At 68.9% G+C, this 19,885-nt stretch carries 19 protein-coding genes and 3 pseudogenes; 13 read left to right on the top strand and 9 right to left on the bottom strand.

Features of this window, described 5'->3' with window-relative positions; translation table 11 throughout:
* Positions 1-90: 90 nt before the first annotated feature.
* Entirely contained in the window at positions 91-1,032 is a 942-nt protein-coding gene (locus ACFZDC_RS41065; RefSeq protein WP_391332092.1) for a hypothetical protein, read from the bottom strand.
* Between the two features lie 13 nt (positions 1,033-1,045).
* Entirely contained in the window at positions 1,046-1,465 is a 420-nt protein-coding gene (locus ACFZDC_RS41060) for a hypothetical protein (protein ID WP_391332091.1), read from the bottom strand.
* Positions 1,466-1,685: 220 nt separating this feature from the next.
* Between ACFZDC_RS41060 and ACFZDC_RS41055 the strand changes: the two are divergent.
* A pseudogene (locus ACFZDC_RS41055) lies at positions 1,686-2,610 on the top strand (PhzF family phenazine biosynthesis protein).
* Positions 2,513-2,938, top strand: a complete 426-nt coding sequence (locus ACFZDC_RS41050) for a hypothetical protein (protein WP_391332096.1) — start codon at positions 2,513-2,515, stop codon at positions 2,936-2,938. Before ACFZDC_RS41055 ends, ACFZDC_RS41050 begins: the two are co-directional and overlap by 98 nt.
* 134 nt (positions 2,939-3,072) lie before the next feature.
* Here ACFZDC_RS41050 and ACFZDC_RS41045 read toward each other — a convergent pair whose 3' ends face one another.
* Together ACFZDC_RS41045 and ACFZDC_RS41040 are read right to left on the bottom strand one after the other, a co-directional pair.
* The gene (locus ACFZDC_RS41045; RefSeq protein ID WP_391332089.1) at positions 3,073-4,191 is read right to left on the bottom strand and encodes a fatty acid desaturase; all 1,119 of its coding nucleotides are present in this window, start codon (positions 4,189-4,191) and stop codon (positions 3,073-3,075) included.
* A 7-nt stretch (positions 4,192-4,198) separates the two neighbouring features.
* Positions 4,199-5,263, bottom strand: a complete 1,065-nt coding sequence (locus ACFZDC_RS41040) for an FAD-binding oxidoreductase (RefSeq protein ID WP_391332087.1) — start codon at positions 5,261-5,263, stop codon at positions 4,199-4,201.
* A gap of 87 nt (positions 5,264-5,350) precedes the next feature.
* On the opposite strand from ACFZDC_RS41040, the gene ACFZDC_RS41035 reads away from it, so the two are divergent.
* The 3 genes from ACFZDC_RS41035 to ACFZDC_RS41025 all read left to right on the top strand — a co-directional run bounded on the left by ACFZDC_RS41035 (position 5,351) and on the right by ACFZDC_RS41025 (position 7,816).
* A complete protein-coding gene (locus ACFZDC_RS41035; protein WP_391332086.1) occupies positions 5,351-6,490 on the top strand; it encodes a helix-turn-helix domain-containing protein in 1,140 nt (379 codons plus the stop codon).
* A complete protein-coding gene (locus tag ACFZDC_RS41030) occupies positions 6,487-6,615 on the top strand; it encodes a hypothetical protein (protein ID WP_267911787.1) in 129 nt (42 codons plus the stop codon). The genes ACFZDC_RS41035 and ACFZDC_RS41030 overlap by 4 nt, the downstream gene beginning before the upstream one ends.
* A gap of 928 nt (positions 6,616-7,543) precedes the next feature.
* The gene (locus tag ACFZDC_RS41025) at positions 7,544-7,816 is read left to right on the top strand and encodes a transposase (protein WP_391332084.1); all 273 of its coding nucleotides are present in this window, start codon (positions 7,544-7,546) and stop codon (positions 7,814-7,816) included.
* 752 nt (positions 7,817-8,568) lie between these two features.
* On the opposite strand, the gene ACFZDC_RS41020 is transcribed toward ACFZDC_RS41025, so the two are convergent.
* Positions 8,569-9,015 carry an ATP-binding protein gene (locus ACFZDC_RS41020; RefSeq protein ID WP_391332083.1) on the bottom strand — a complete coding sequence of 149 codons (447 nt, stop codon included), beginning with the start codon at positions 9,013-9,015 and terminating at the stop codon, positions 8,569-8,571.
* A gap of 383 nt (positions 9,016-9,398) precedes the next feature.
* On the opposite strand from ACFZDC_RS41020, the gene ACFZDC_RS41015 reads away from it, so the two are divergent.
* From ACFZDC_RS41015 to ACFZDC_RS40995, 5 genes are all read left to right on the top strand, one after another.
* A complete protein-coding gene (locus tag ACFZDC_RS41015) occupies positions 9,399-9,683 on the top strand; it encodes a hypothetical protein (RefSeq protein WP_391332082.1) in 285 nt (94 codons plus the stop codon).
* A gap of 293 nt (positions 9,684-9,976) precedes the next feature.
* Positions 9,977-10,180 (top strand): cold-shock protein, encoded by a 204-nt coding sequence (locus ACFZDC_RS41010; protein ID WP_023586105.1) that lies wholly within the window; start codon positions 9,977-9,979, stop codon positions 10,178-10,180.
* Positions 10,181-10,524: 344 nt separating this feature from the next.
* The gene (locus ACFZDC_RS41005; protein ID WP_391332080.1) at positions 10,525-12,018 is read left to right on the top strand and encodes a DEAD/DEAH box helicase; all 1,494 of its coding nucleotides are present in this window, start codon (positions 10,525-10,527) and stop codon (positions 12,016-12,018) included.
* A gap of 46 nt (positions 12,019-12,064) precedes the next feature.
* Complete coding sequence (locus ACFZDC_RS41000; RefSeq protein WP_391332078.1) at positions 12,065-12,469, top strand: CBS domain-containing protein; 405 nt, start codon at positions 12,065-12,067, stop codon at positions 12,467-12,469.
* Between the two features lie 50 nt (positions 12,470-12,519).
* Positions 12,520-12,828, top strand: coding sequence for an SCO5918 family protein (locus tag ACFZDC_RS40995; protein ID WP_391332077.1), 309 nt, complete (start codon positions 12,520-12,522; stop codon positions 12,826-12,828).
* A gap of 426 nt (positions 12,829-13,254) precedes the next feature.
* Here the strand turns inward: ACFZDC_RS40995 and ACFZDC_RS40990 are convergent.
* Positions 13,255-13,541, bottom strand: a pseudogene (locus tag ACFZDC_RS40990) (ATP-binding protein); the annotation flags it as partial.
* A gap of 213 nt (positions 13,542-13,754) precedes the next feature.
* The gene (locus tag ACFZDC_RS40985; RefSeq protein WP_391332076.1) at positions 13,755-13,898 is read right to left on the bottom strand and encodes a hypothetical protein; all 144 of its coding nucleotides are present in this window, start codon (positions 13,896-13,898) and stop codon (positions 13,755-13,757) included.
* A 920-nt stretch (positions 13,899-14,818) separates the two neighbouring features.
* Here ACFZDC_RS40985 and ACFZDC_RS40980 point away from each other — a divergent pair.
* The gene (locus ACFZDC_RS40980; protein ID WP_366360420.1) at positions 14,819-15,157 is read left to right on the top strand and encodes a MerR family transcriptional regulator; all 339 of its coding nucleotides are present in this window, start codon (positions 14,819-14,821) and stop codon (positions 15,155-15,157) included.
* A gap of 243 nt (positions 15,158-15,400) precedes the next feature.
* Entirely contained in the window at positions 15,401-15,604 is a 204-nt protein-coding gene (locus ACFZDC_RS40975; RefSeq protein WP_030212004.1) for a cold-shock protein, read from the top strand.
* A gap of 266 nt (positions 15,605-15,870) precedes the next feature.
* Here the strand turns inward: ACFZDC_RS40975 and ACFZDC_RS40970 are convergent, their stop codons facing one another.
* A complete protein-coding gene (locus tag ACFZDC_RS40970) occupies positions 15,871-16,491 on the bottom strand; it encodes a hypothetical protein (RefSeq protein WP_391332073.1) in 621 nt (206 codons plus the stop codon).
* A 337-nt stretch (positions 16,492-16,828) separates the two neighbouring features.
* Between ACFZDC_RS40970 and ACFZDC_RS40965 the strand changes: the two genes are divergently transcribed.
* Entirely contained in the window at positions 16,829-17,485 is a 657-nt protein-coding gene (locus tag ACFZDC_RS40965) for a hemolysin III family protein (RefSeq protein ID WP_391332094.1), read from the top strand.
* A gap of 691 nt (positions 17,486-18,176) precedes the next feature.
* On the opposite strand, the pseudogene ACFZDC_RS40960 reads toward ACFZDC_RS40965, so the two are convergent.
* Positions 18,177-19,417: pseudogene (locus ACFZDC_RS40960) on the bottom strand (PP2C family protein-serine/threonine phosphatase).
* Positions 19,418-19,885 lie beyond the last annotated feature (468 nt).

Raw genomic sequence — 19,885 nt, 5'->3', positions numbered from 1 at the left:
AGAGTGCGGTCACGAGGGTGTCCAGGTTCGTCGTCACAAACGATCATGGACACCCTCTCCTCGCGCCCGCAGGCATTTGGAAAGACTCGTCTAGGGTGTCGGCAGGTTCGGGGGCTCGGCACTGGTGAACGTCGGACTCGTCCCATCGAGTCCGCGCAGGAGGTACGTCGTGATCCTGCGCCCCGTGACGCGTTCCTCGGCGGGATTGGCCGGCAGTGGCCAGCGCAACTGGGCGTACAGCGCGCCCCGGTGCAGGTCGAAGGAGGCTTCCAGCAGGTCGGCGAAGAGCTCGGCCCTGGCCGGAACCCATACGAACGCCGCGGAGAGGGCGACGGCGAGCCCGGCGGGCAGGGCCCACGGTGTCCAGGGGGTGAAGCCAAGGAAGAGCAGTCCCCACACGCAGGCGCCGACCGAGGTGTCCAGGGACCGGCGAGCGGCGGTCAGTTCGGCCCGTACGGTGTCTGGGAGCAGCAGCCACAGACAGGGCCAGACCACCACCGCGTCCAGACCGTACTTGTCGATGGGGCGGGTCTCCGCGGCCCGCAGAACGTTGCCGACCCGCGTGGGCAGCATGCGCGGCCCGGTGGGCAGGCGCCGCAGGCGTTTGTCGACGGACGTGTAGCGTTCGCGCTGTTCGGGAGTAGCGCTGCCATCGTGGATCGCCTCGGCGAGTGACTGGAACTCCTCCCCGGCAGCGCGCGCCCAGCGCGACGCCCGCCGGACCAGCCGTCGGCGGACCGGCCGCAGCGGCGCGGGCCAATAGCCCTCCAGCAGTGCGAGGACGGGTCCGGTCAACCGGTCGACGACGACTCCGCAGGCGCCGACGGCGCAGAGCAGCGCGAGCAGTACCACCGCCTGCCCACCGGCGGGTTGCCGTCCGAGCCAGTGTGCGGGTGCCTCCCACACGTGGGGCCCGCCTCGGGCGAGTGTCCAGGCGAGCAGCCCACCCAGCCAGAACGTCAGGGCGGGCAACGCGACCGCGGCCCAGCGCTCGGCGAGCTTGCCGCCCACCCCCGACCAGAACGTCCCCATGCTCAGTACGCCTTCAACTCGCGACCAGCCTGACACCCGGGTGATCGGGACACTCGGGTATCTCTTGCCCCACCGACGTGCGCCACCACGCGTAGGCGCCGTCCTCGGGACAGAGGTACCGCTGGGCGTCCACGGGATCGCCGCCGTGCGGATTGGCCAGCGGGGAATATCCCGTCTTGTCCCCCGAGCGCACGGCTCTGTGCTGGAGGTCCGGAGGCAGATGCCGCTCGTCCTCCAGCACGGACGCCGCCCATGCGAGCGTCGCCGGCGATTCGCCGAGCAGTTCCAGGACGGCCTCGCCGACGTCCACGCCGTCCCGTGCCCGGTCGAGCAGCGCGACGATCCGCAGGTCCCACCGCGGCGCGTCCCCTCCGACCAGGCTCGGAAGATACGGCCGGATGGCCCGGGCCACGTCGAGGACCACCTCATCCATCCCTGCCCCCGCTCTCCTCGTCATGCCTTCGTCGACAGGCTGCCAGAGGAGCGCCGGCATGTCGTACCGAACGCGACAATCCCGCCGGATCGGATGGGGCGGGAAATCGGCGCCATGGGCTCAGCGTCAGTGACCGGACCGTGTTCGGCAAGCTGCGGCGGCTCCTGCGGTTCGGTTGCCCCGCGGAAATAGCCGCGCGCCGATCATGGTTGCTGCGAGCATGACGACGAATGCGCCCAGCCCCAGGTGTTGTGATACACCGCCTTCTCGAGCGTCCCCGACGGCGGAAATCCCGCCGGCGTCGTTCTGGACGCCACAGCCCTGGACGACAGCGACATGCTGGCCATCGCCGCCGATCTCGGATACTCGGAGTCCGCGTTCCTGACCGCGCCACCGGAAGGCCTCGACGGCCAGGAGGGGCGGGCGTACAGCATCCGCTACTTCAGCCCCAAGGCGGAGGTGCCCTTCTGCGGGCAGGCCACCATCGCGACCGCCATCGCGCTCGCCGAACGGACGGGCCCGGGGAAGCTGGTGTTCGCCACGCGCGTCGGCACCGTGCCGGTGGAGGTGACCGAGGAGGGCGGGACGGTCAGGGCCACCCTCACCAGTGTCGAGCCGCACATCGAGGAGATCGCCGACGCCGACCTCACGGAGGCGCTCGGCGCGCTCGGCTGGCCGGCCGCCGATCTCACCTCGGCTTTCCCGCCCCTGGTGGCGTTCGCCGGCGCCCGCCATCTCATTCTCGCGGCCGCGACGCGCGAGCGCCTCGCCGACTCGCGTACGACTTCGCACGCCTCGAAGCCCTGATGCACCGCCTGGACCTAACCACGCTCCAGTTGGTGTGGCGGGAGTCGGCCACCGTCTTCCACGTCCGGGACCCGTTCCCCGTCGGCGGCGTCGTCGAGGACCCGGCGACGGGCGCCGCGGCCGCCGCGTTCGGGGCGTACGCCCGTGAACTCGGCCTGGTCCCCGGGGATGCCGTCCTCACCCTGCACCAGGGCGAGGACTTGGGCAGCCCTGGCGAGCTCACGGTCACCCTGCGAACGGGTGACCCGCGCGTCCGTGTCAGCGGCACAACTACTGCTGCCCGAGGTCCCCGATCTGCCGGGAGCGCAGGTCGCCACGTATTACCACCCGGCCGGTGAAGGACTCGACATCGGCGGCGACTTCTACGACGTCTTCCCCCTCGCCGACCAGACCTGGGCGTTTCAGGCTCGGCGACGTCTGCGGACGCGGTGCCACTGCTGCACCACCACCGCACTGGTCCGCCATACCGCCGGCGCCCCCCTCCTGCCGGGGCCGGACGCCGTCGCCCAGGCGATCAACAAAGCCCTCCTCGACCGCCCGAACAGCCACGGAACCGGCTTCGTCACCCTCGTGTACGGCTACCTCGCGCCCGCCGTCAGACATGACGCTCATTTGACGCTCCGGCCGCCTCACAGCCCGCGCCCAAGGCAGGAAAACCCCATGTGACCTGCAGATTCTCCTCCCGTCCACACACCTTGTGACGTGTTTTCGATGACGCATCACGTGGAGTGCGTGGCGATTCTGGAGCCTGCGGACAAGGGCGCCTGACCTCGGGTTCGTGAGCCAGGCGCTTGTAACAATCAGGCGGCGACGAGCTCCTGCTCACGGTCCGGCGTCTTGACCTCGGGCTTCTTGTTCGGCAGCGAGAGCCGGAAGACCTTGCGCCACGCGGAGAACACCTGTTTGGGCAGCGGTCCGGTGACGTACTCCAGCTCGTACTTCTCGAACAGCGCGCGCACCTTCACCGCGACCTCGGCGTACCGGTTGCTCGGCAGGTCCGGGAACAGGTGGTGCTCGATCTGATGCGACAGGTTGCCCGTCATGAAGTGCATGGCCCTGCTGCCGCTGATGTTCGCCGAGCCCATCATCTGGCGCAGGTACCACTGGCCGCGCGTCTCTCCCTTGATCGACCGGCGCTCGAAGACCTGTACGCCCTCGGGGAAGTGCCCGCACATGATCACGGAGTGCGACCAGATGTTGCGGACCAGATTCGCGGTGAACGTGGCGGCGAGCGTGGGGAGGAACGACGGGCCCGATAGCAGCGGGTGGATCACGTAGTCCTTGAGCACCTGCTTGCGGATCTTGCGGCCCACGGCCTTGGCCCGCGTGCGGAACTCCGGGTTCTTGCGGCGGCGCTTGTTCAGGTTCTTGCCGAGCTCCAGGTCGTACGCTGCGATGCCGTACTCGAAGAAGCAGGCGTTGATGAAGTTCCACAGCGGCTGGCCGAGGTGGAACGGGTGCCACTCCTGGTCCTCGTCGACGCGCATGATGCCGTAGCCGAGGTCGTTGTCCTTGCCGATCACGTTGGTGTACGTGTGATGCAGCTCGTTGTGCGAGTGCTTCCACTGCTCGGACGGCGAGACGTGATCCCACTCCCAGGTGGTGGAGTGGATCTTCGGGTCCCGCATCCAGTCCCACTGGCCGTGCAGGACGTTGTGGCCGATCTCCATGTTGTCCATGATCTTCGCCACGGACAGACCGGCGGTGCCGAGCAGCCACGCGGGCGGGAAGATCGAGAACAGCAGCACGCCCCTGCTGACCAGCTCGAGCTTGCGCTGCGCCGAGATGACCCTACGGATGTAGGCGGCGTCTTTCTCGCCGCGTCCGGCGATCACTTCGTCGCGGATCGCGTCCAGCTCGTGGCCGAGCTCCTCGATCTGCTCCGCCGTCAGGTGGGCGGTGGGGTCGATGGCGGTCAAGGTGCTCCTACCGTTCGATGTCGCAAGGGCCCGCCGCGGCGGACACACAGGTCTGGATGAGGACGCCCGGCTCGGCCTCGGTGATCTCGCCGGTGCGCAGGTCGCGGACGGCGCCCGCCTTGAGCGGCGTGACGCAACCGAAGCAGATGCCCATGCGGCACCCGGACGGCATGAGCACGCCGGCCTCCTCGCCGACGTCCAGCAACGGCGTAGCGCCGTCCGCGTGGACGGTCTTGCCGGTGGCGCGGAACGTGACCTCGCCGCCGCCGCATCCGTCGCCGGCGACGACGATGCCGGGGCGGAAGCGTTCGGTGTGCAGGCGCTCTTGGACGCCGTGCCCGCTCCAGTGCTCTTCGGCGGCGTCGAGCAGGCCCGCGGGCCCGCAAGCCCAGGTCTCGCGCTCGGCCCAGTCGGGCACGAGTTCGTCGAGACGGGCGATGTCGAGCATGCCGTCTGTGTCGGTGTGCACCTCGATGAGCCGCAGCTTCTTGTCCGCGACCAGATCGTGCAGTTCGTTGCGGAAGATCACGTCCTGCGGCCGTGGCGCGCAGTGGACCATGACGACGTCGTCGAACTCGATGTCGCGCAGCATGCCCATCACGGGCGTGATGCCGCTGCCGGCCGTCAGGTAGAGCACCTTGGCGGGCTTGGCCTGCGGCAGCACGAAGTCACCGGTCGCCTGGTCGAGCTGGATCAACGTGCCCGATTTCGCCCTGCGGACCAGGTGGTTGCTGACCTTGCCGTCCGGGATCGCCTTCACGGTGATCGTGACGCGGCCGTCCTGGCGGTTTGTCGGCGAGGTGATGGAGTAGGCACGCCACAGGCGCACCCCGTCGACGTCGACCCCGATCCGCACGTACTGACCGGCTGTGTGGCCGCGCCAGCCCCGTCCCGGCCTGATCACGACAGTCGCGGCGTCATCCGTCTCGGGGTGCACGGCCTCGATGCGCCCCCGCAGGTCAGCGCCCGCACGCAGTGGGCTGACCAGGTCGAGGTAGTCCGACGGCAGCAGCGGCGTCGTGACCATCTCCAGCAGTTTCCACGCCCTGCTGCGGAGGGTTGCACTCGTCATGACTCCAGCTTGCTGCGTCTCAGGGCGTAAAGTCCTGACCGTAGGACGTGAATCTGGTGGGTGGAATTGTTCGCAGGGAATAAAAACGTGAGTCGTGTAACCCAGAGGGCCAGCGAACTGGCCCTGGATGAGACGACGGTCACCGCACTTCGGGCTGCGCTGAAGACCACCGCCGACGAGGTCGTCCAGGCGATCATCGACGAGGTCCCTTCCTACGCCAACGCCCTGTCGGGCAGCATGGGCGGCACCATCCGCCGAGCCGTTCGCACCGCCCTGGGGCACTACCTGGACCTCGCGAGCGGGAACGCCATGGGCGGCGACGGCGGTGACGCGGCCTACGAGCTGGGCCGCGGCGAGGTGCGCGACGGCCGTTCGATGGACGCCCTGCTCAGCGCCTACCGCGTCGGCGCCCGCGTGGCCTGGCGATGCCTGGCAGCGGGCGCCGTGCCCGCAGGTCTGCCCGCCGCAGAGGTCGCCAAGTTCGCCGAGCTGACCTTCGCCTACATCGACGAGCTCTCCGCCGCGAGCGCCGCGGGCCACGCCGACGAACTGGCCGCCCGGGGCAGGGCCCACGAGCGCCACCTGGAACACCTGGCCCGCGACCTCCTCGCCGGCGCGAGCCCGGACGTGCTGCTGGCCTCCGCTCAACGGGCCGGATGGCAACCTCCGGTTACGCTGACGGCGGTCCTGCTGCCCGCCGCCCAGGCCAGGCCTGCCTACCGCGCGCTCGACCCGAGCACCCTCGTCCTCGACGATCTGCCGGACGCCACCGGTGTGCTGCTCGTCCCCGATTCCGACCGATCACATCTCTTGCGGCAGCTGACCGACCGCACCGCCGTGGTCGGCCCGGCCCGGCCATGGACTCGTGCGTCCGCCTCGTACGCACGAGCCGTACGCGCGCGCTCCCTCTCCTCTGATATCCGCGACACCGAGGAGCACCTGCCCGAGCTGGTGCTGAGCGCCGACGTGGACGCGTTCGCAGACCTGCGTGCCCGAGCCCTCGCACCGTTGCGCACCTTGCCTGTCGCGACCGCTCGGCGGCTGGAGGAGACGTTGCGGGCGTGGCTGCTGCACCAAGGCAGGCGGGACGAGGTGGCGGCGGCGTTGTTCGTCCATCCCCAGACAGTCCGGTACCGGATGTCGCAGCTGCGGGAGCTGTTTCCGGATCTCGCATCGCCACACCGGGTCCTTGAACTGACGCTGGCGGTCGGTCTTCGGACCAATTGACGCGTACTTCGACCGTCCACGAACTCCCGGCGGATCCCGGCATCGTGCTCGGTGTCTACCTGGACGTCCTTGCAGCCGGGACGGTTCGGGTGAGCGACGCGATCAAGGTGCAGCAGGTCGGCTGACAGGGAGCGTTCCGCCACGAGTCGCCCACCTGTCGATCCGTCGGGCCCGCGTCTCGCACGACCAGCCACACCCGGTCGCGACTGACCGGGAGTTGGCCGAGGAGGACGCCGGTCGCGTCGAGCAGGGTGTGTTGGCGACGGCTGGAGTGACCGGGTTGAAAGGGCGGACTGTCGGCCGTGACGCCCGTTTGACTCCCTGGGCACCCACATGCATGGCGATGGGCGAGGAAATGGGATCTGACCTCGGGTTTTCCGAAGATCGCTCAATCGACATCTTTCCGATGACCCACCAGGTCGGTGTGCCGCGATTGAACCGGTCGCGAAGAAACCCCACTGGCCGGCCCTTGCGGTGATGGTGAAGTGGGGATGTGCCCTGCGGCGGCGATGAGGTGGGGGTGCGAAGCCGGTGTGGCCGGCCGAGCAGGTGTGGCCTTCGGCTTCGGCGGTGGTGATCAGTGCCTGGATGAGCCGGAGAGCGCGTCCTTGGACGGGCTTGGTCAGGCCGAGCGGCTGGCGTTCGTTCTGCATGGCCCGGATAACGGAGTGCGGCCGAGTGAGCCGCGAGGGCACGGGCACGGGGACGGGGCCGAGGACGGCAAGGTGCCAGGCGGGGATGTCGACGAGCTTGATCTCGTACCCGTCGCGGCACCAGCTTCCGTACAGCTCCTTGGTCTCCGGAACGACCACGATGCCGGCGAGGGGGCGGTGCTCCACGCCACCCACGTCACCCTGGGTCTCCTGGCCCGGCGCATCAAGCAGCTCAGCGACGAGGGCCAGGACTTGGAAGACCGCCTGACCCGGCTGGTGGAGCACCACGCTCCGCAGCTGCTCGAGGTAGTGGGCATCGGTCCGGACACGGCCGTCACTTTGCTGATCACGATCGGGGACAACCCGAACGCCTGGGCAATGAGGCGTCCTTCGCGGCCCGGTGCGGGGCAGCCCAGTCGAGCGTTCCTCGGGCAGTCGGCAGTACCGGCGCCTCAACCGAGGCGGCGACCGGCAAGCCAACGCAGCCCTGCACCGGATCGTGCAGACCCGCCTGCGCGTCGACCCGCGCACCCAGGACTACTACGAACGTCGCAGCAAGGAAGGCAAGGCCTGGCGTGAAATCGTCCGAAGCCTCAAGCGCTACGCGGCCCGAGAGGTCTTCCACCTGGTCAGACCTGTGCGGTCGCAACCCCCGTCACGGGGGCAGTCGTGAGACGTGAGAGGGTCTGGGGCGTGAGTGAGACACCACCGAACACCCTGCAATACCGCTTTGACGGGCCAGAAGACGCTCCGGTCCTGATCCTGGGTCCCTCACTGGGTACCACGTGGCACATGTCGTAGAAACCGTCTCTGGGCATCCAGTTGGTCCAGGTCGAGCACGTAAGTCCAGGTCAGAGCCTTGTGGCGCGAGAGCGTCCGCGGGGTTGGTGACACGCCTGTGATCGCTCGTGACACGTGAGGACCCCCGTCGGCCTGCTTCGCCGGGGGTCCGGCGTAGAAGGGGAACGCGTCGGCACGCTGATGGCAGGCGAGCCACGGGCATGCGCGCATGGTCTTGTCCCGCGGGTTCCAGGAAGGCATCGGTACCCCGAGACGAGGGTGCTCTTGGGAGGGGGCAGCGGACGACAGCATGGGAGTGATTGTGCAGACCCCAGTAGTAGGACTGCTGGTCCAGCTGGGGATCACCGTCACCGACACGCCTGATGGCGGTGGCGCGGTGGTGCTCGCCGAAGCGGCCCTGCCACGAGGCGACACGGGCAGCTGGGCACCGGCCCGCCCGACGTACCGGGCGTCGGCGGTGTGCGTGTGCGCGCGAAGTCGGCATCGTTCGCGACGCTGTCAGCCGGCGGCCCCTCCGCGCGCCGGAACCGTGCCCGCCTCGGCCGCTCCCGCCCGATTCGCCCCTGCCGCCTCCTCACGGCAGATCGCCAGGGAAGGCGGTGAGGCCGACGGGAGCGCAGGCCGTTACTGGGGGCGGCGTCCGGTGATGTCCCCGCCGGGGTCGTCAGGCAGGGCGATGCGGGCGGTGATGCGTTTGCCGACCGGCTCCCGCTGAGCCTCGAAGCCCTGGGCGACGGCCATGACGATCTCCAGGCCGTGCTGCCCGACTCTGCCCGCATCGGCTGCCCGCGCCACTGGCAGGACGGGATCGCTGTCCCACACGACCACTTCCACGACGGCGCCAATGACGCGCAGTTCCATCAGCACGGGGCCAGGGGCGTACTTGCGGGCGTTGGTGACGAGCTCGCTGACCACCAGTTGGGTCAGGTCCACGGCGCGAGCGGACACCGGCAGGCCGTGCTCCGCCTGGACACGGGTGAGGAAGTCCACCGCCCGGTGGCGGGCCTCAGCGATCACGTGCCCGTCACCGTCCAGCGCGACGGTGTCCTGTATCCGAGGGGCGTCCGGCATCACGCTGCCCTCACCCTCGGGGACTGATTCGGCTGAGTCCACCCTCGTTCCCCCTTCGCACGTCCTGCGCGTACCAGGCACTCTGCCTCACATGTCCCGCGAGAACGGCAAAAAGGGCCGCACACGTGTTCGTCGTAGCGCCGAGGCAGGTTACCGGCGCACTGTCACGCCGGGCCTTGAGGTCCCATCAACGAGCGCAGTCGAGGGAACGGTGACAGATATCCACGGAGCAGCCCGGCCCGGCCACTGTCGATCCGCCACACCGCCATCAGCGGCATCCGGGTGGTCACCATGCACGGCGGGATCGACCACGCCGTCAAGGACATGCTCAGCGAGGCCCTCCTTTCCTACGACGGCGCGGCGCCGAAACCGACACAGCGTCCGTGCGTCCGAGGCTGCCCCTGAGCGAAGGCGCTGAGTCTTTCGAAGCCGCCGAGCTGCAACTGAGCCTGGTGATGTGCAGTCCTTCCACACCGGCGCACTGGCGCGAGATCCGTTCCACACCCGCGGACAGGAATCCTTGGGGGCTGGAACATCTGGTGTTCCCCACAGAGCTGATCGTCGGCGAGCTGGTCACCAACGCCGCCCGCTCCGGCGGCGCCCCAGTGGGCCTGCGGCTGATTCGGGATCAACGTCTGATCTGCGAGGTCTCCGATTTGAGGCGTTGAACGCCGAGTGAATCAATATCTGTTCCCGAGGGATCAGTTTTTGGGGGGCCGCGCAACTGGAGTTTTTGCCGCGAAGAGCGGAGTGGAATTATCCAACGCACACGGGCGGCTCCGGCGTGCTACTGTCTATCTCAGTTGCAGTTGTGGTTCCCAAACTTCAAGTGCCCCCGCCAGGCTTCTGCCGGGCGAGAGGGCTTTTGTATTTCCGGTCATTTCCGGGCGGGGTAATCATCGCGGCGACACGGCGTCCGCGCAGTGCGGACGCCGATGCACTGCCCCAAAGGAGATATGACATGGCTGCTGGTACCGTGAAGTGGTTCAATGCGGAAAAGGGCTTCGGCTTCATCGAGCAGGACGGTGGCGGCGCCGACGTGTTCGCCCACTACTCGAACATCGCCGCGCAGGGCTTTCGTGAGCTGCTCGAGGGCCAGAAGGTGAGCTTCGACATCGCGCAGGGCCAGAAGGGCCCGACGGCCGAGAACATCGTTCCGGCCTGACGCTCACGCGCAATCCGTAGCTGGGGCCCGCATCCCTCGGGGTGCGGGCCCCAGCTGCACGCGTATCCCGCATCGGCTTTCACCCGCGGGACGCCCCGTAGGAATCCGCAGTACCACTACAAGCGGTTCCTCCCCAGGGCGCAGGCGCGTCCTGCAGCGCTGCATCGCAGCGGGCGCCCGGATCTCAAGGTCCCCATCGCGTCACCCATTTCAGCACCTGTGCCCACGGATGTTTCCGCCGGCCAGATCTGCTTTCTTTTGTCACCGGTCCATACTTGTAATTCTCCAGGCCATTCATCGCGGCGGGAATTCCTTGATATGTGCCACATCGAGGAAGGTTCCGCATGAACCGCACGTACACGAACGACCGCCCCGCCCGCGCCCGTGACGGCCGTTCCGACGCCGGAAGGGGCGCCAGCGGCTACGGCTCGCAGGCACCGCGCCGTACCGGCGGGCCCGTCCGCTCCGGCGGTTACGGCCGTCGGCCCGGCGCAGTGCAAGGTGAGTTCGCGCTGCCCAGGACGATCACCCCCGCGCTGCCCGCCGTTGATGGCTTCGCCGATCTCGACATGCCTGAGCAGTTGCTGGCCGAACTCGGCAGTCAGGGTGTGACCGTTCCGTTCCCGATTCAGGGCGCGACGCTGCCGAACTCCCTGGCGGGCCGTGACGTCCTCGGCCGCGGCCGCACCGGTTCCGGCAAGACCCTGGCCTTCGGCCTCGCCCTGCTCGCCCGCACCGCCGGACAGCGTGCCGAGCCCCGCCAGCCGCTGGGGCTGATCCTCGTACCCACGCGTGAGCTGGCACAGCAGGTGACCGACGCGCTGACCCCGTACGCCCGCTCCGTGCGGCTGCGGTTGGCCACGGTCGTGGGCGGCATGTCGATCGGCAGGCAGGCCGGCGCGCTGCGCGGCGGAGCCGAGGTCGTGGTCGCGACCCCGGGCCGGCTCAAGGACCTCATCGACCGCGGCGAATGCCGACTGAACCACGTCGGCATCACCGTGCTGGACGAGGCCGACCAGATGGCCGACATGGGGTTCATGCCCCAGGTCACCGCCCTGCTCGACCAAGTGCGGCCGGAGGGGCAGCGGATGCTGTTCTCCGCCACCCTGGACCGCAACGTCGACTTGTTGGTACGCCGCTACCTGACCGACCCCGTCGTGCACTCCGTCGACCCGTCGGCCGGCGCGGTCACGACGATGGAGCATCACGTGCTGCACGTCCACGGCGCCGACAAGCACGCCGCCACGACCGAGATCGCCGCACGCGACGGCCGCGTGATCATGTTCCTGGACACCAAGCACGCCGTCGATCGACTGACCCAGGACCTGCTCAACAGCGGGGTACGCGCCGCCGCGCTGCACGGCGGCAAGTCGCAGCCCCAGCGCACCCGCACGCTGGCGCAGTTCAAGACGGGGCACGTCACCGTGCTGGTGGCGACCAACGTCGCGGCGCGCGGCATCCACGTCGACAACCTTGACCTGGTCGTCAACGTCGATCCGCCGACCGACCACAAGGACTACCTCCACCGCGGAGGCCGGACCGCCCGCGCCGGCGAGTCCGGCAGCGTCGTCACCCTGGTCACGCCGAACCAGCGCCGTGGCATGGTCCGTCTGATGTCGGACGCCGGAATCCGGCCGCAGACCACCCAGGTCCGCTCGGGCGACGAGGCCCTGAACCGGATCACCGGCGCCCAGGCCCCGTCCGGCATCCCGGTCGTGATCACCGCACCGGTGGTCGAACGCCCCAAGCGCAGCGCCACCTCCCGAGGTCGCCGCCGCCCCGCCTCGGCGACCAGGCGCACCCCCGGACGCCAGTCCGGCTTCGGCGCGGTGGCCTAGACCTTTAGTGATCAGGAAGCCGGCCCATCTCTGCAGGAGGCACGCTTTGACGTTGGTTCAGACAGAGTCCCGCCCGGCGGACGCCGACCCCGCGCACAGGACAGCGGTGGAGGTCATGGACGCGGCCGGACCGCAGGTCTGTGACGACATGAGCGTCGAGGTGGCGCTGGCCGTCATGGCCGCCGCAGGCACGGTCCGGCTGGTCGTCTGCGACCAGGACGGCCAGTGCACCGGCCTGGTCACCCATGCCGAACTCGCCGCCGTCCGTGACAGCTCCGACTACACGGACCGTGTCCGCCTGCGCGACATCCTCGGCGACCACGGTTCGTTCGCCTCACCCGTGACCACGATGGCCGAAGCCGAGCACGCGATGCGCACCCGTCGGCTCGGTGTCCTGCCGGTGGTCGACGAGCAAGGCAGCGCCCTGGGCATCCTCGCCCTCTCCCGCTGAAACACCTGGCCCCTGGTCGGACCGTTCTTCCCTTCTCTCTGTGAGGCCACATGCGCTGCGTCATCGCCCGCTTCCCCTTCGAGCTCACCAAGGCCGGCGTGCTGGAATCGATGAAGGGCATCAAGCCCGAACCGGTCACCGGCGAATCGGTGATCATCGGCCGCCGCCACTACCCCGTCAAGCAGGTCGGCCAGGTCATCACGCGCCAGGACCGCCGTGACTTCAGCGCCGCCGAAGTCCTGCGGGCCATGGCTCAGCTCGGCTTCACCTGCCGCGCCGTTCCCAAGGCAGCGCCCCTGGGCATTCTCAGCACGATGCAGCACGCTTCCGTGATGCTCGGCACCCCCGTCACGGCCTGATCGGGTAAACAGACACGAGCCGACACCTGAGCAGCACTGTGGGCCCGACCGGTACGCCGGTCGGGCCCACACCGTGTGCAGCGGGTTCCCGTCACCGTTGCCCTGCAGGATCCGGGCGACAGGGAACTGCAGACGCGTGGGCGGCCCGTCCTCCTTCACGGGGGCGTCGCAGACGGCGGGCGAACTCGCCCAAGTGAGCGCAATCCCCCAGCACAGCCGACACCCTTTGCCTCCACAGCGCTTCGGCAGTCGGCCGACCGGTGACGGCAGCGCCACCGGTGGCCGCGGCCAGGGACTTCTGGTGGCTCTGGCCGGACTCCAACAGGGCGGCAACGTCACCCGGCAACTCGTCGGGCTGCGGTATGAGGCGGACCACGTTCGTCGGCCATCCGGCTGCTTGAGCGGTGACGCTACTGGGCAAGGAGGGCTCACGGTCTCGCCGCCGGAGGCCCGGCGGGTGACCGCGGTGGCGTGGGCGAGGCCGGTGACCCTGGGCCAGCCGAAGCCCGCGGTACCGCCGTTCCGCCGTTCAGGTCAGGAGTGCGCATGCGCGGCACATGCCGGCTGGGATCGTGAACGGTGACCTGGATGGTGTCGGGGTGCGCAGCCGGTTCCAGTGTGCAGCGGCCCCCACCGTGGCGCAGGGCATTGGTGACGAGCTCGGAGACGACCAGGACCACAGTGTCCGCCGCGTCAGGAGCCACGGTCGGCTGCGGCGCCGGCAATCATCGTGATCATCAAGGTCACCTTGATCTCTGAATCGTCCATGCCTCCTGCCCTGGGTACCCGACCCCTGCGCCCCGCCCTCCACCTGCCAACCCCGCAGAGCCCCAGTGCTTGCCTGAAAGGGGCGGAGGACCCCAGCCGACAAATGACGGCACCCGCTGCCGTGAGCCCGTTTCTCCGCAGCCCGCGGACTGCTCGAGTCAGGGGCCGTACTGGTTCGCCACCAGCTGCTCGATCATCCCGGGATCGTCGAAGGCGGCGCAGGGCCTTTTGCCACGCTCGTCAACGGCCGACCTGGGGGCGTCACGGCTGGAAACGTCCGTGCCGGTCGGTGGTGTCCTCACCAGACGCAGTGTCGGCCGGTGCCGCCGACGGCAGCCGCGGCGCAGGCGGCGACGTCACGCCCAACCCGACATGCCACGCGGTGGTGGGTCACGGTGAGAGCCGGCCAGAGCCTCGCAGCTGCTTGAACCATCCGTGGGGACCGGTCGAGGCAGACTGGTCGAGGCGGAGTACCTCATCTTCCAGCGCGCGGAAATCTGTACTCGCTGGAGTAGACATCGGCCGACGTTGTGGTTAAGGTTTCTGTCGTAGCCGAGATCAAGAGAGGCCCGGCAGAGATGAACTGCCGGGCAGCAGTACGCAGTTGCAGTTGGCATGACGGTGCGGTGGTGGAGTTCCGAAGCCAGAGTGGTCGCAGGACGGCGACGGGACTGACGACCGGACCGGGTGGCCCGCAGTGATCAGGGGCCGCCATGAGCAGTACCGCAGTGGCAGTACCAGTAAGTGAAGGTTCGCAGTACCCAGCAGTGAAGTCAGTGAGCAGTACCTCGGTGAAGGCGTCGGCTGCGGGCGCGCGCACCGGGAAGTTCGGCAGTGGGGTTCCAAGCCAGAGTAGACGCAGGACGGGCGACGGGGCTGGCTGCCGAAGAGTGGCGCTGTTCGAGGCCACTAGTGGTTCGCGGTATCAGCAGTTGCAGTTTCCGTTAGTGAGTAGTTGATCAAGAGGGAAGAACGGAGGAGCCGAGCGCCATCAGGATCGCCCGGGTGCAAGCCTTGGACCCGGGTACCGCAGGACATCGATAGTGAGGTGGTCTCCGGTCGAGCAACCGCGATCCCCGCGCCCCCGACAGCGTCTCGGTCGGGTCTGCGGAAACAGAGGGCCGGTGCAGTATCAGGGCCGGCAGATGGTGTAGGAGTTCCTTCGGGGCCCTGGTGCCGGTACGGCGCCAGGGCCCCTCGAGGTGTCCCAGAGAGAGGTGCAATGACAGCAGACGACACGTTCGGCCGTCTCGATGACGACGACTACCCCGCCTACACCATGGGCCGGGCCGCCGAGATCCTCGGCACCACACAGGGCTTCCTGCGCGCCATCGGCGAAGCCCGCCTCATCACCCCGCTGCGCTCCGCGGGCGGACACCGCCGCTACTCCCGCTACCAGCTGCGCATCGCCGCCCGCGCCCGGGAACTCGTCGACCACGGCACCCCCATCGAGGCCGCCTGCCGCATCATCATCCTCGAAGACCAGCTCGAGGAAGCCCAGCGCCTCAACGCCGAATACCGCCGCGCCACCGAATCGGCGGACCCGACCGCAGCAGCGTGAGACGAGCGTGCCCGTCCGCGTCGGCGGGTACCGCACGCATGGACTGCCGTGCGGTGTGATCGTTTCCTGTGGTGACGCGGCGTGTGGGCGTGTAGCGTCTGCGTCAGCTGTCGTGGTTCGGAACTCCCCCTTGCCCACGCCTTCGGTGTGGGCGTTTTGCTGTGCTGTGCCGCAGGGACCAGGGCGATCACCTCTGCCTTCCACACGGAGTGGTAGGCGTTCATCGACTGGAAGGCATCAGACATGGCAACGGGAACTGTGAAGTGGTTCAACGCGGAGAAGGGCTTCGGTTTCATCGCCCAGGACGGCGGCGGCCCGGATGTCTTCGCGCACTACTCCGCGATCAACTCCACGGGATTTCGTGAGCTCCAGGAGGGCCAGGCCGTGACGTTCGACGTCACCCAGGGCCAGAAGGGTCCGCAGGCCGAGAACATCACCCCGGCCTGACCTCACAGACCCGCCCGAGGGATCACGCACACTGCGTCCGGTGAGCGCCGCCCGTGTGGGCTTTGCCGCCCACCGGGCGAAGCGCCTGCTCTCGTGCAGGGCGTGCACAGGATCAGGGGCCGCGCAGCCATCGCTGCGCGGCCCCTGATCTGTTGAGACGGGTGTGACCTCGGCCGAACTTCCTGACCTCAGTTGCTTCGAGCGTCGTCCGATGCGGGCGCCGCATGCCCTGTGCCTCTGCGCGCGCAGTTCGGAGCAGTAGACGGTCAGGTGCCCGTCCAGGCGGCGAGGAAGGCTTGCCGTCCATCCGGATCGTCCCATCTGCGGTCCGCATGCAGAACGCGCCAGGCGGTGAGCTCGAGATCTCGGAGCCACAACTCGCCGATGACCTGTGTCTTCAGGTCGGGCAAATGGTCGGACTCGGCGAGGGCTTGACCGATCACCTCCCCGGCCGCCACGCGCTGGGGCGGAGTCATCTCATCGACGGCCGAGAGGATCTGCCTGGCCAGGGCGGTCCCCTCTCCTTCCAGAGAACGCAGCACCTGAGCCTTCATGTTGACCGGTAGCAGGTACGCGGTGCCCGACGACCTCCACAGGTCCGACCAGAAGCGTTCTCCTGCCTCGGTAGGGGCAGGCAGCGCGGCCAGCAGCCCGAGGAGATGGCCGGTGGCCGCGTAACCATCGGAGTGGGCGGCTGCGACGACTGCGATGCCGGCGACGCCCACCACATCGAGCCGGCCGGCCTCGAGATGCGGAGCCAGGTCCAGTTGGTGTTCCAACTGGTCTGCCAGGGCGGTGGATACGTGGGGGCGGACCTCAGGAAGCATCGGCGATCCTTGCGCGTAGGCGAGCGGAGATGCCCGTTCGGAAGCCCTGATCTTTCCCATGGCCGCCCGTTTTACTCGGCTTCGGCAGGCCCAATCCGCGGGAGGGGCAACGGGTCAGGAGTTCATGCGGTGGCGAGTCGGCCGGCCCCGGCGACGTGGCTCTGGAGTTCTGGACCGACCTCCCATGAATGCCTGCCGGAGTGAGGTCTTTTAGCATTACCGCATTGCTGCCAGTGACGCCCAGTCGCCCGAGGGAGAACGAGAAGCAGTGTCCCGTGATGCCGCTGAAGTCGAATACGGTCACGCCGCCTCAGCGCGTGGAGAGCGCCGTGAAGACGGGCCACCCGACGGATCGCAAGGCGGACACGCAGGGGAGAAGGCTCACTCGGTCTCCGCCCTGGCGGAGTGGGCGGCCGACCTGGCCGAACCGATCAAGCCGAGGCTGCGTGGCTGGCTCCATGCCGGAATGGTCCCCGCCGCACTGATCGCGGGCGTCGTACTCGTCTGCCTGGCCCGTACTCCGCAGGCAGTCCTGGCCTGCTCCGTGTACTCGGTCACCGCCTTGCTGCTGTTCGCAACGAGCGCCGTCTACCACCGCGGCACCTGGGGACCACTGGGCGAGGCTCTTCTACGACGACTCGACCACGCCAACATCTTCCTGATCATCGCCGGCACCTGCACCCCCCTGGCCGTGCTCCTCCTGCGGCCTGAACAGCGTTCCATGCTGCTGTGGATCGTATGGACTGGGGCATTGGCCGGCATCGTGTTCCGGGTCCTGTGGGTCGGAGCTCCGCGCTGGCTGTACACCCCGTGTTACCTGGCGTTGGGGTGGGCGCCGGTGCGCTACCTGCCGGACTTCCTGCACACCGGCGGAGCAGCCGTAGCCGTCCTGATCGTTGTCGGCGGACTCCTCTACAGCGCGGGCGCGGTCGTCTACGCCCTACAGCGGCCCGACCCCTCACCCCGCTGGTTCGGCTACCACGAGGTCTTCCACGCCCTGACCGTGGCAGCCTTCACCGCGCACTACATCGCCATCTCCCTAACCACCTACTGACCGCGACGGCGTCCGGGCTTGCGCCGCTGTTCACACGCGTTGCCGCGTGCTGCACCGCGAACGGGCCGGGCGGTGGCCGAGGCATCGGTCCGTAGCTGACGCGCGACGGAGGAGCCTCGAGTTCGAGGCGGAAGGCGCCAGGGTACGGCGAGGCCAGGACACCGACCTTCCGCGCCACAGGGTCGGTGTCCTGGAAGCGGTCTACGTCGACACGACCACGGCCCAGCCCGGCTTGGCGACGGTCGCGCTCGGCCTGCCGATCCGGCACCGGCTGGTGTTCGCCCTCCGGGCGACGCGGCGGTCGATCCGGGGCATCTGAAGGTCGCTACGACAAGAAGCAGGTCGAAATGGCGCCGTCGATCGACACGGACAGAGAACTGCTCGCAAAGGACAAGAGGGTGTCCTCGCGCACTACGAGCCGGCCTACCGAACGGGCGCGGTGACGAGTACTGCCTCGCTCGCCGCTGATACTTCCTCCAACTTCCCCCACCACTCCGAGGATTGGTGGGGAAGGGTCTGTTCCACCTGCTCGTCACCGGTGTGGTGGTCCTGACCGCTGTCTTCGTCCCTGTCAGGCCGCGCCTGGGCCGCCTCCGGAGCCGACTGCCACGGTGAGGCCGCCATCCTGGGCAAAGCACCCCTGGGGCGTCCGCCCAGGGCCCGCAGCAGCGAGGACCGGAGAAGGCCCGAGTCATCGTCCGGGAATGCTCGGCCTCGTCCGCGACGCGGCGGACGCGTCGGTGAGGTCGGCACCGGTGGCGGCGTCCCGCCGGGAGTGGCCGACGCCGTGCCAGTCCATGCACATGACGGTCGCGTCGTCCTGCAGGTGGCCGTTGTGGGCGTCGACGACCGCCGCGATGAGGGCGCGGGCGGCCTCGCGGGGATGCAGCGCGCGGGTGCCCACGATCAGATCGGACAGATCGAGGCGGTTGGCGTTGCGCTCCAGCATGCCGTCGGTCAACATCACCAGCCGGTCGCCTGAACGCAGGTCCAGCGACTGGACCCGGTAGGTGTGAGGGGCATGGAAGCCGAACGGCATATATCGATCTTCGGAGCGATCTCCCGCACCTGGCCGTCCCGCATCCGCAACGGCCAGGGGTGCCCGGCGTTGATGAACTCGGTCCTGCCGTCGATCAGGCTGACACGCAGGAGCTGGCCGGTGACGTAGCTCTGGCGGCCGTGCTCGCGCACGGCCTGGTCGGCCTGGCGGGCCTGTTCGGCGAGGTCGGCACCGGCCCGCCGGGCCCGGCGCAGGGCACCCACCGCAAGGGTGGCCAGCAGTGCGGCGTCGACATCGTGACCCATGGCGTCGGTGACAGAGAGCTGGACCGTGTCCCGGTCGATCACGTAGTCGAAGGTGTCACCCCCGACGTGGTCGGCCGGCTCCAGCGCCCCGGCCACCGCGAACTGCGCCGCCTCACACGTCAGCGAGGCCGGGAGCAGCCGGTGCTGGATCTCCGCGGCCAGGCTCAGCGGGGTGGTACGGCGGCCCCACTGGTACACGTCGGTGAAGGACCGGTTCGCGATGACGATGTACGCCAGGGCGTGCGCGGCCTCGCCGATCTCCCGCATCACCTCCGCATCCGGCGCCACGGGCAGGAACAGTTCGAGGAGCCCGATGGCATCCCCGCGATTGGTCACGGGGGCCACGATCCGAACCAGCGCGCCCTCGCCCTTGTCCTCCACGCTCGGCCGCTGCGTGCGGATCACGTCCTCGTACACGGTGCCCCCCAGCATGATGCGCCGGGCCGGTTCATCGGTCTCGACGCTGCCCGCCGCCCCCAGCCGCACGACCGAACCGCCGGTGAAGTCGGTGATCAGGAAGGACACCGACGCGGCCCCGAGGCGCTCCCTGAGTGTGCGCGCGACCACGTCTAGCGACTCCACGGGCGCCGCAGCCTCGGCCGCCTCCAGCATCCCCGCCAAGGTCACAGCCCTGCCCCGGCCATCGACGTTCTCCGAAGTAGGAGTGGTCGGCCCACCGTCCCCGTCAGGCCCGTATACGGTCACGGTGACTCCTCGCCGCTCGCTGGTGCTCGGGATTCCGTCCCAGGTACGCGGGGGGTTCGCGCGAAGCCCCTGGGCCGGGCAGATGCTGGTGCACGACAAAGCCCGTGCACGGTACCTCTGTCGTCGCAGAGTCCGTTCCCCTCACGGGCTGCTTGATGGATCCGGTCGATGAGGTGGTGCTCTGTGCCGTCGCCCGAATGCGGTCGCCTCGGTCATGTCCGGTGGCCTTGTCGTGGGTGAAGGCGGCGTACAAAGTGCGAGGTCCCGCACACCTTCGCCTGGTCGTGCGTTGCCGCCCCGGCCTCCTCAGGTGGCTGCTGACGCCTGTGCCCGGCCTGGATGCTCGCGGGGCCGTGACCGGAGCCGGCGGCCGTGCTGCGGGGCTGTGGC

The sequence above is a fragment of the Streptomyces sp. NPDC007905 genome (assembly GCF_042959345.1).
In the GTDB taxonomy this organism is placed as follows: Bacteria; Actinomycetota; Actinomycetes; order Streptomycetales; family Streptomycetaceae; genus Streptomyces.
Note: the sequence above shows the minus strand (reverse complement) of the source record. Positions and strands in the feature narration are given on the sequence as shown.

What these genes read in the sequence shown, in the direction of transcription:
- ACFZDC_RS41065 (WP_391332092.1), bottom strand. Translation starts at nt 1,032, where the DNA reads ATGGGGACGTTCTGGTCGGGGGTGGGCGGCAAGCTCGCCGAGCGCTGG.
- ACFZDC_RS41060 (WP_391332091.1), bottom strand. Translation starts at nt 1,465, where the DNA reads ATGGATGAGGTGGTCCTCGACGTGGCCCGGGCCATCCGGCCGTATCTT.
- ACFZDC_RS41040 (WP_391332087.1), bottom strand. Translation starts at nt 5,263, where the DNA reads ATGACGAGTGCAACCCTCCGCAGCAGGGCGTGGAAACTGCTGGAGATG.
- ACFZDC_RS41020 (WP_391332083.1), bottom strand. Translation starts at nt 9,015, where the DNA reads ATGCCGGACGCCCCTCGGATACAGGACACCGTCGCGCTGGACGGTGAC.
- ACFZDC_RS41010 (WP_023586105.1), top strand. Translation starts at nt 9,977, where the DNA reads ATGGCTGCTGGTACCGTGAAGTGGTTCAATGCGGAAAAGGGCTTCGGC.
- ACFZDC_RS41005 (WP_391332080.1), top strand. Translation starts at nt 10,525, where the DNA reads ATGAACCGCACGTACACGAACGACCGCCCCGCCCGCGCCCGTGACGGC.
- ACFZDC_RS40995 (WP_391332077.1), top strand. Translation starts at nt 12,520, where the DNA reads ATGCGCTGCGTCATCGCCCGCTTCCCCTTCGAGCTCACCAAGGCCGGC.
- ACFZDC_RS40980 (WP_366360420.1), top strand. Translation starts at nt 14,819, where the DNA reads ATGACAGCAGACGACACGTTCGGCCGTCTCGATGACGACGACTACCCC.
- ACFZDC_RS40975 (WP_030212004.1), top strand. Translation starts at nt 15,401, where the DNA reads ATGGCAACGGGAACTGTGAAGTGGTTCAACGCGGAGAAGGGCTTCGGT.
- ACFZDC_RS40970 (WP_391332073.1), bottom strand. Translation starts at nt 16,491, where the DNA reads ATGGGAAAGATCAGGGCTTCCGAACGGGCATCTCCGCTCGCCTACGCG.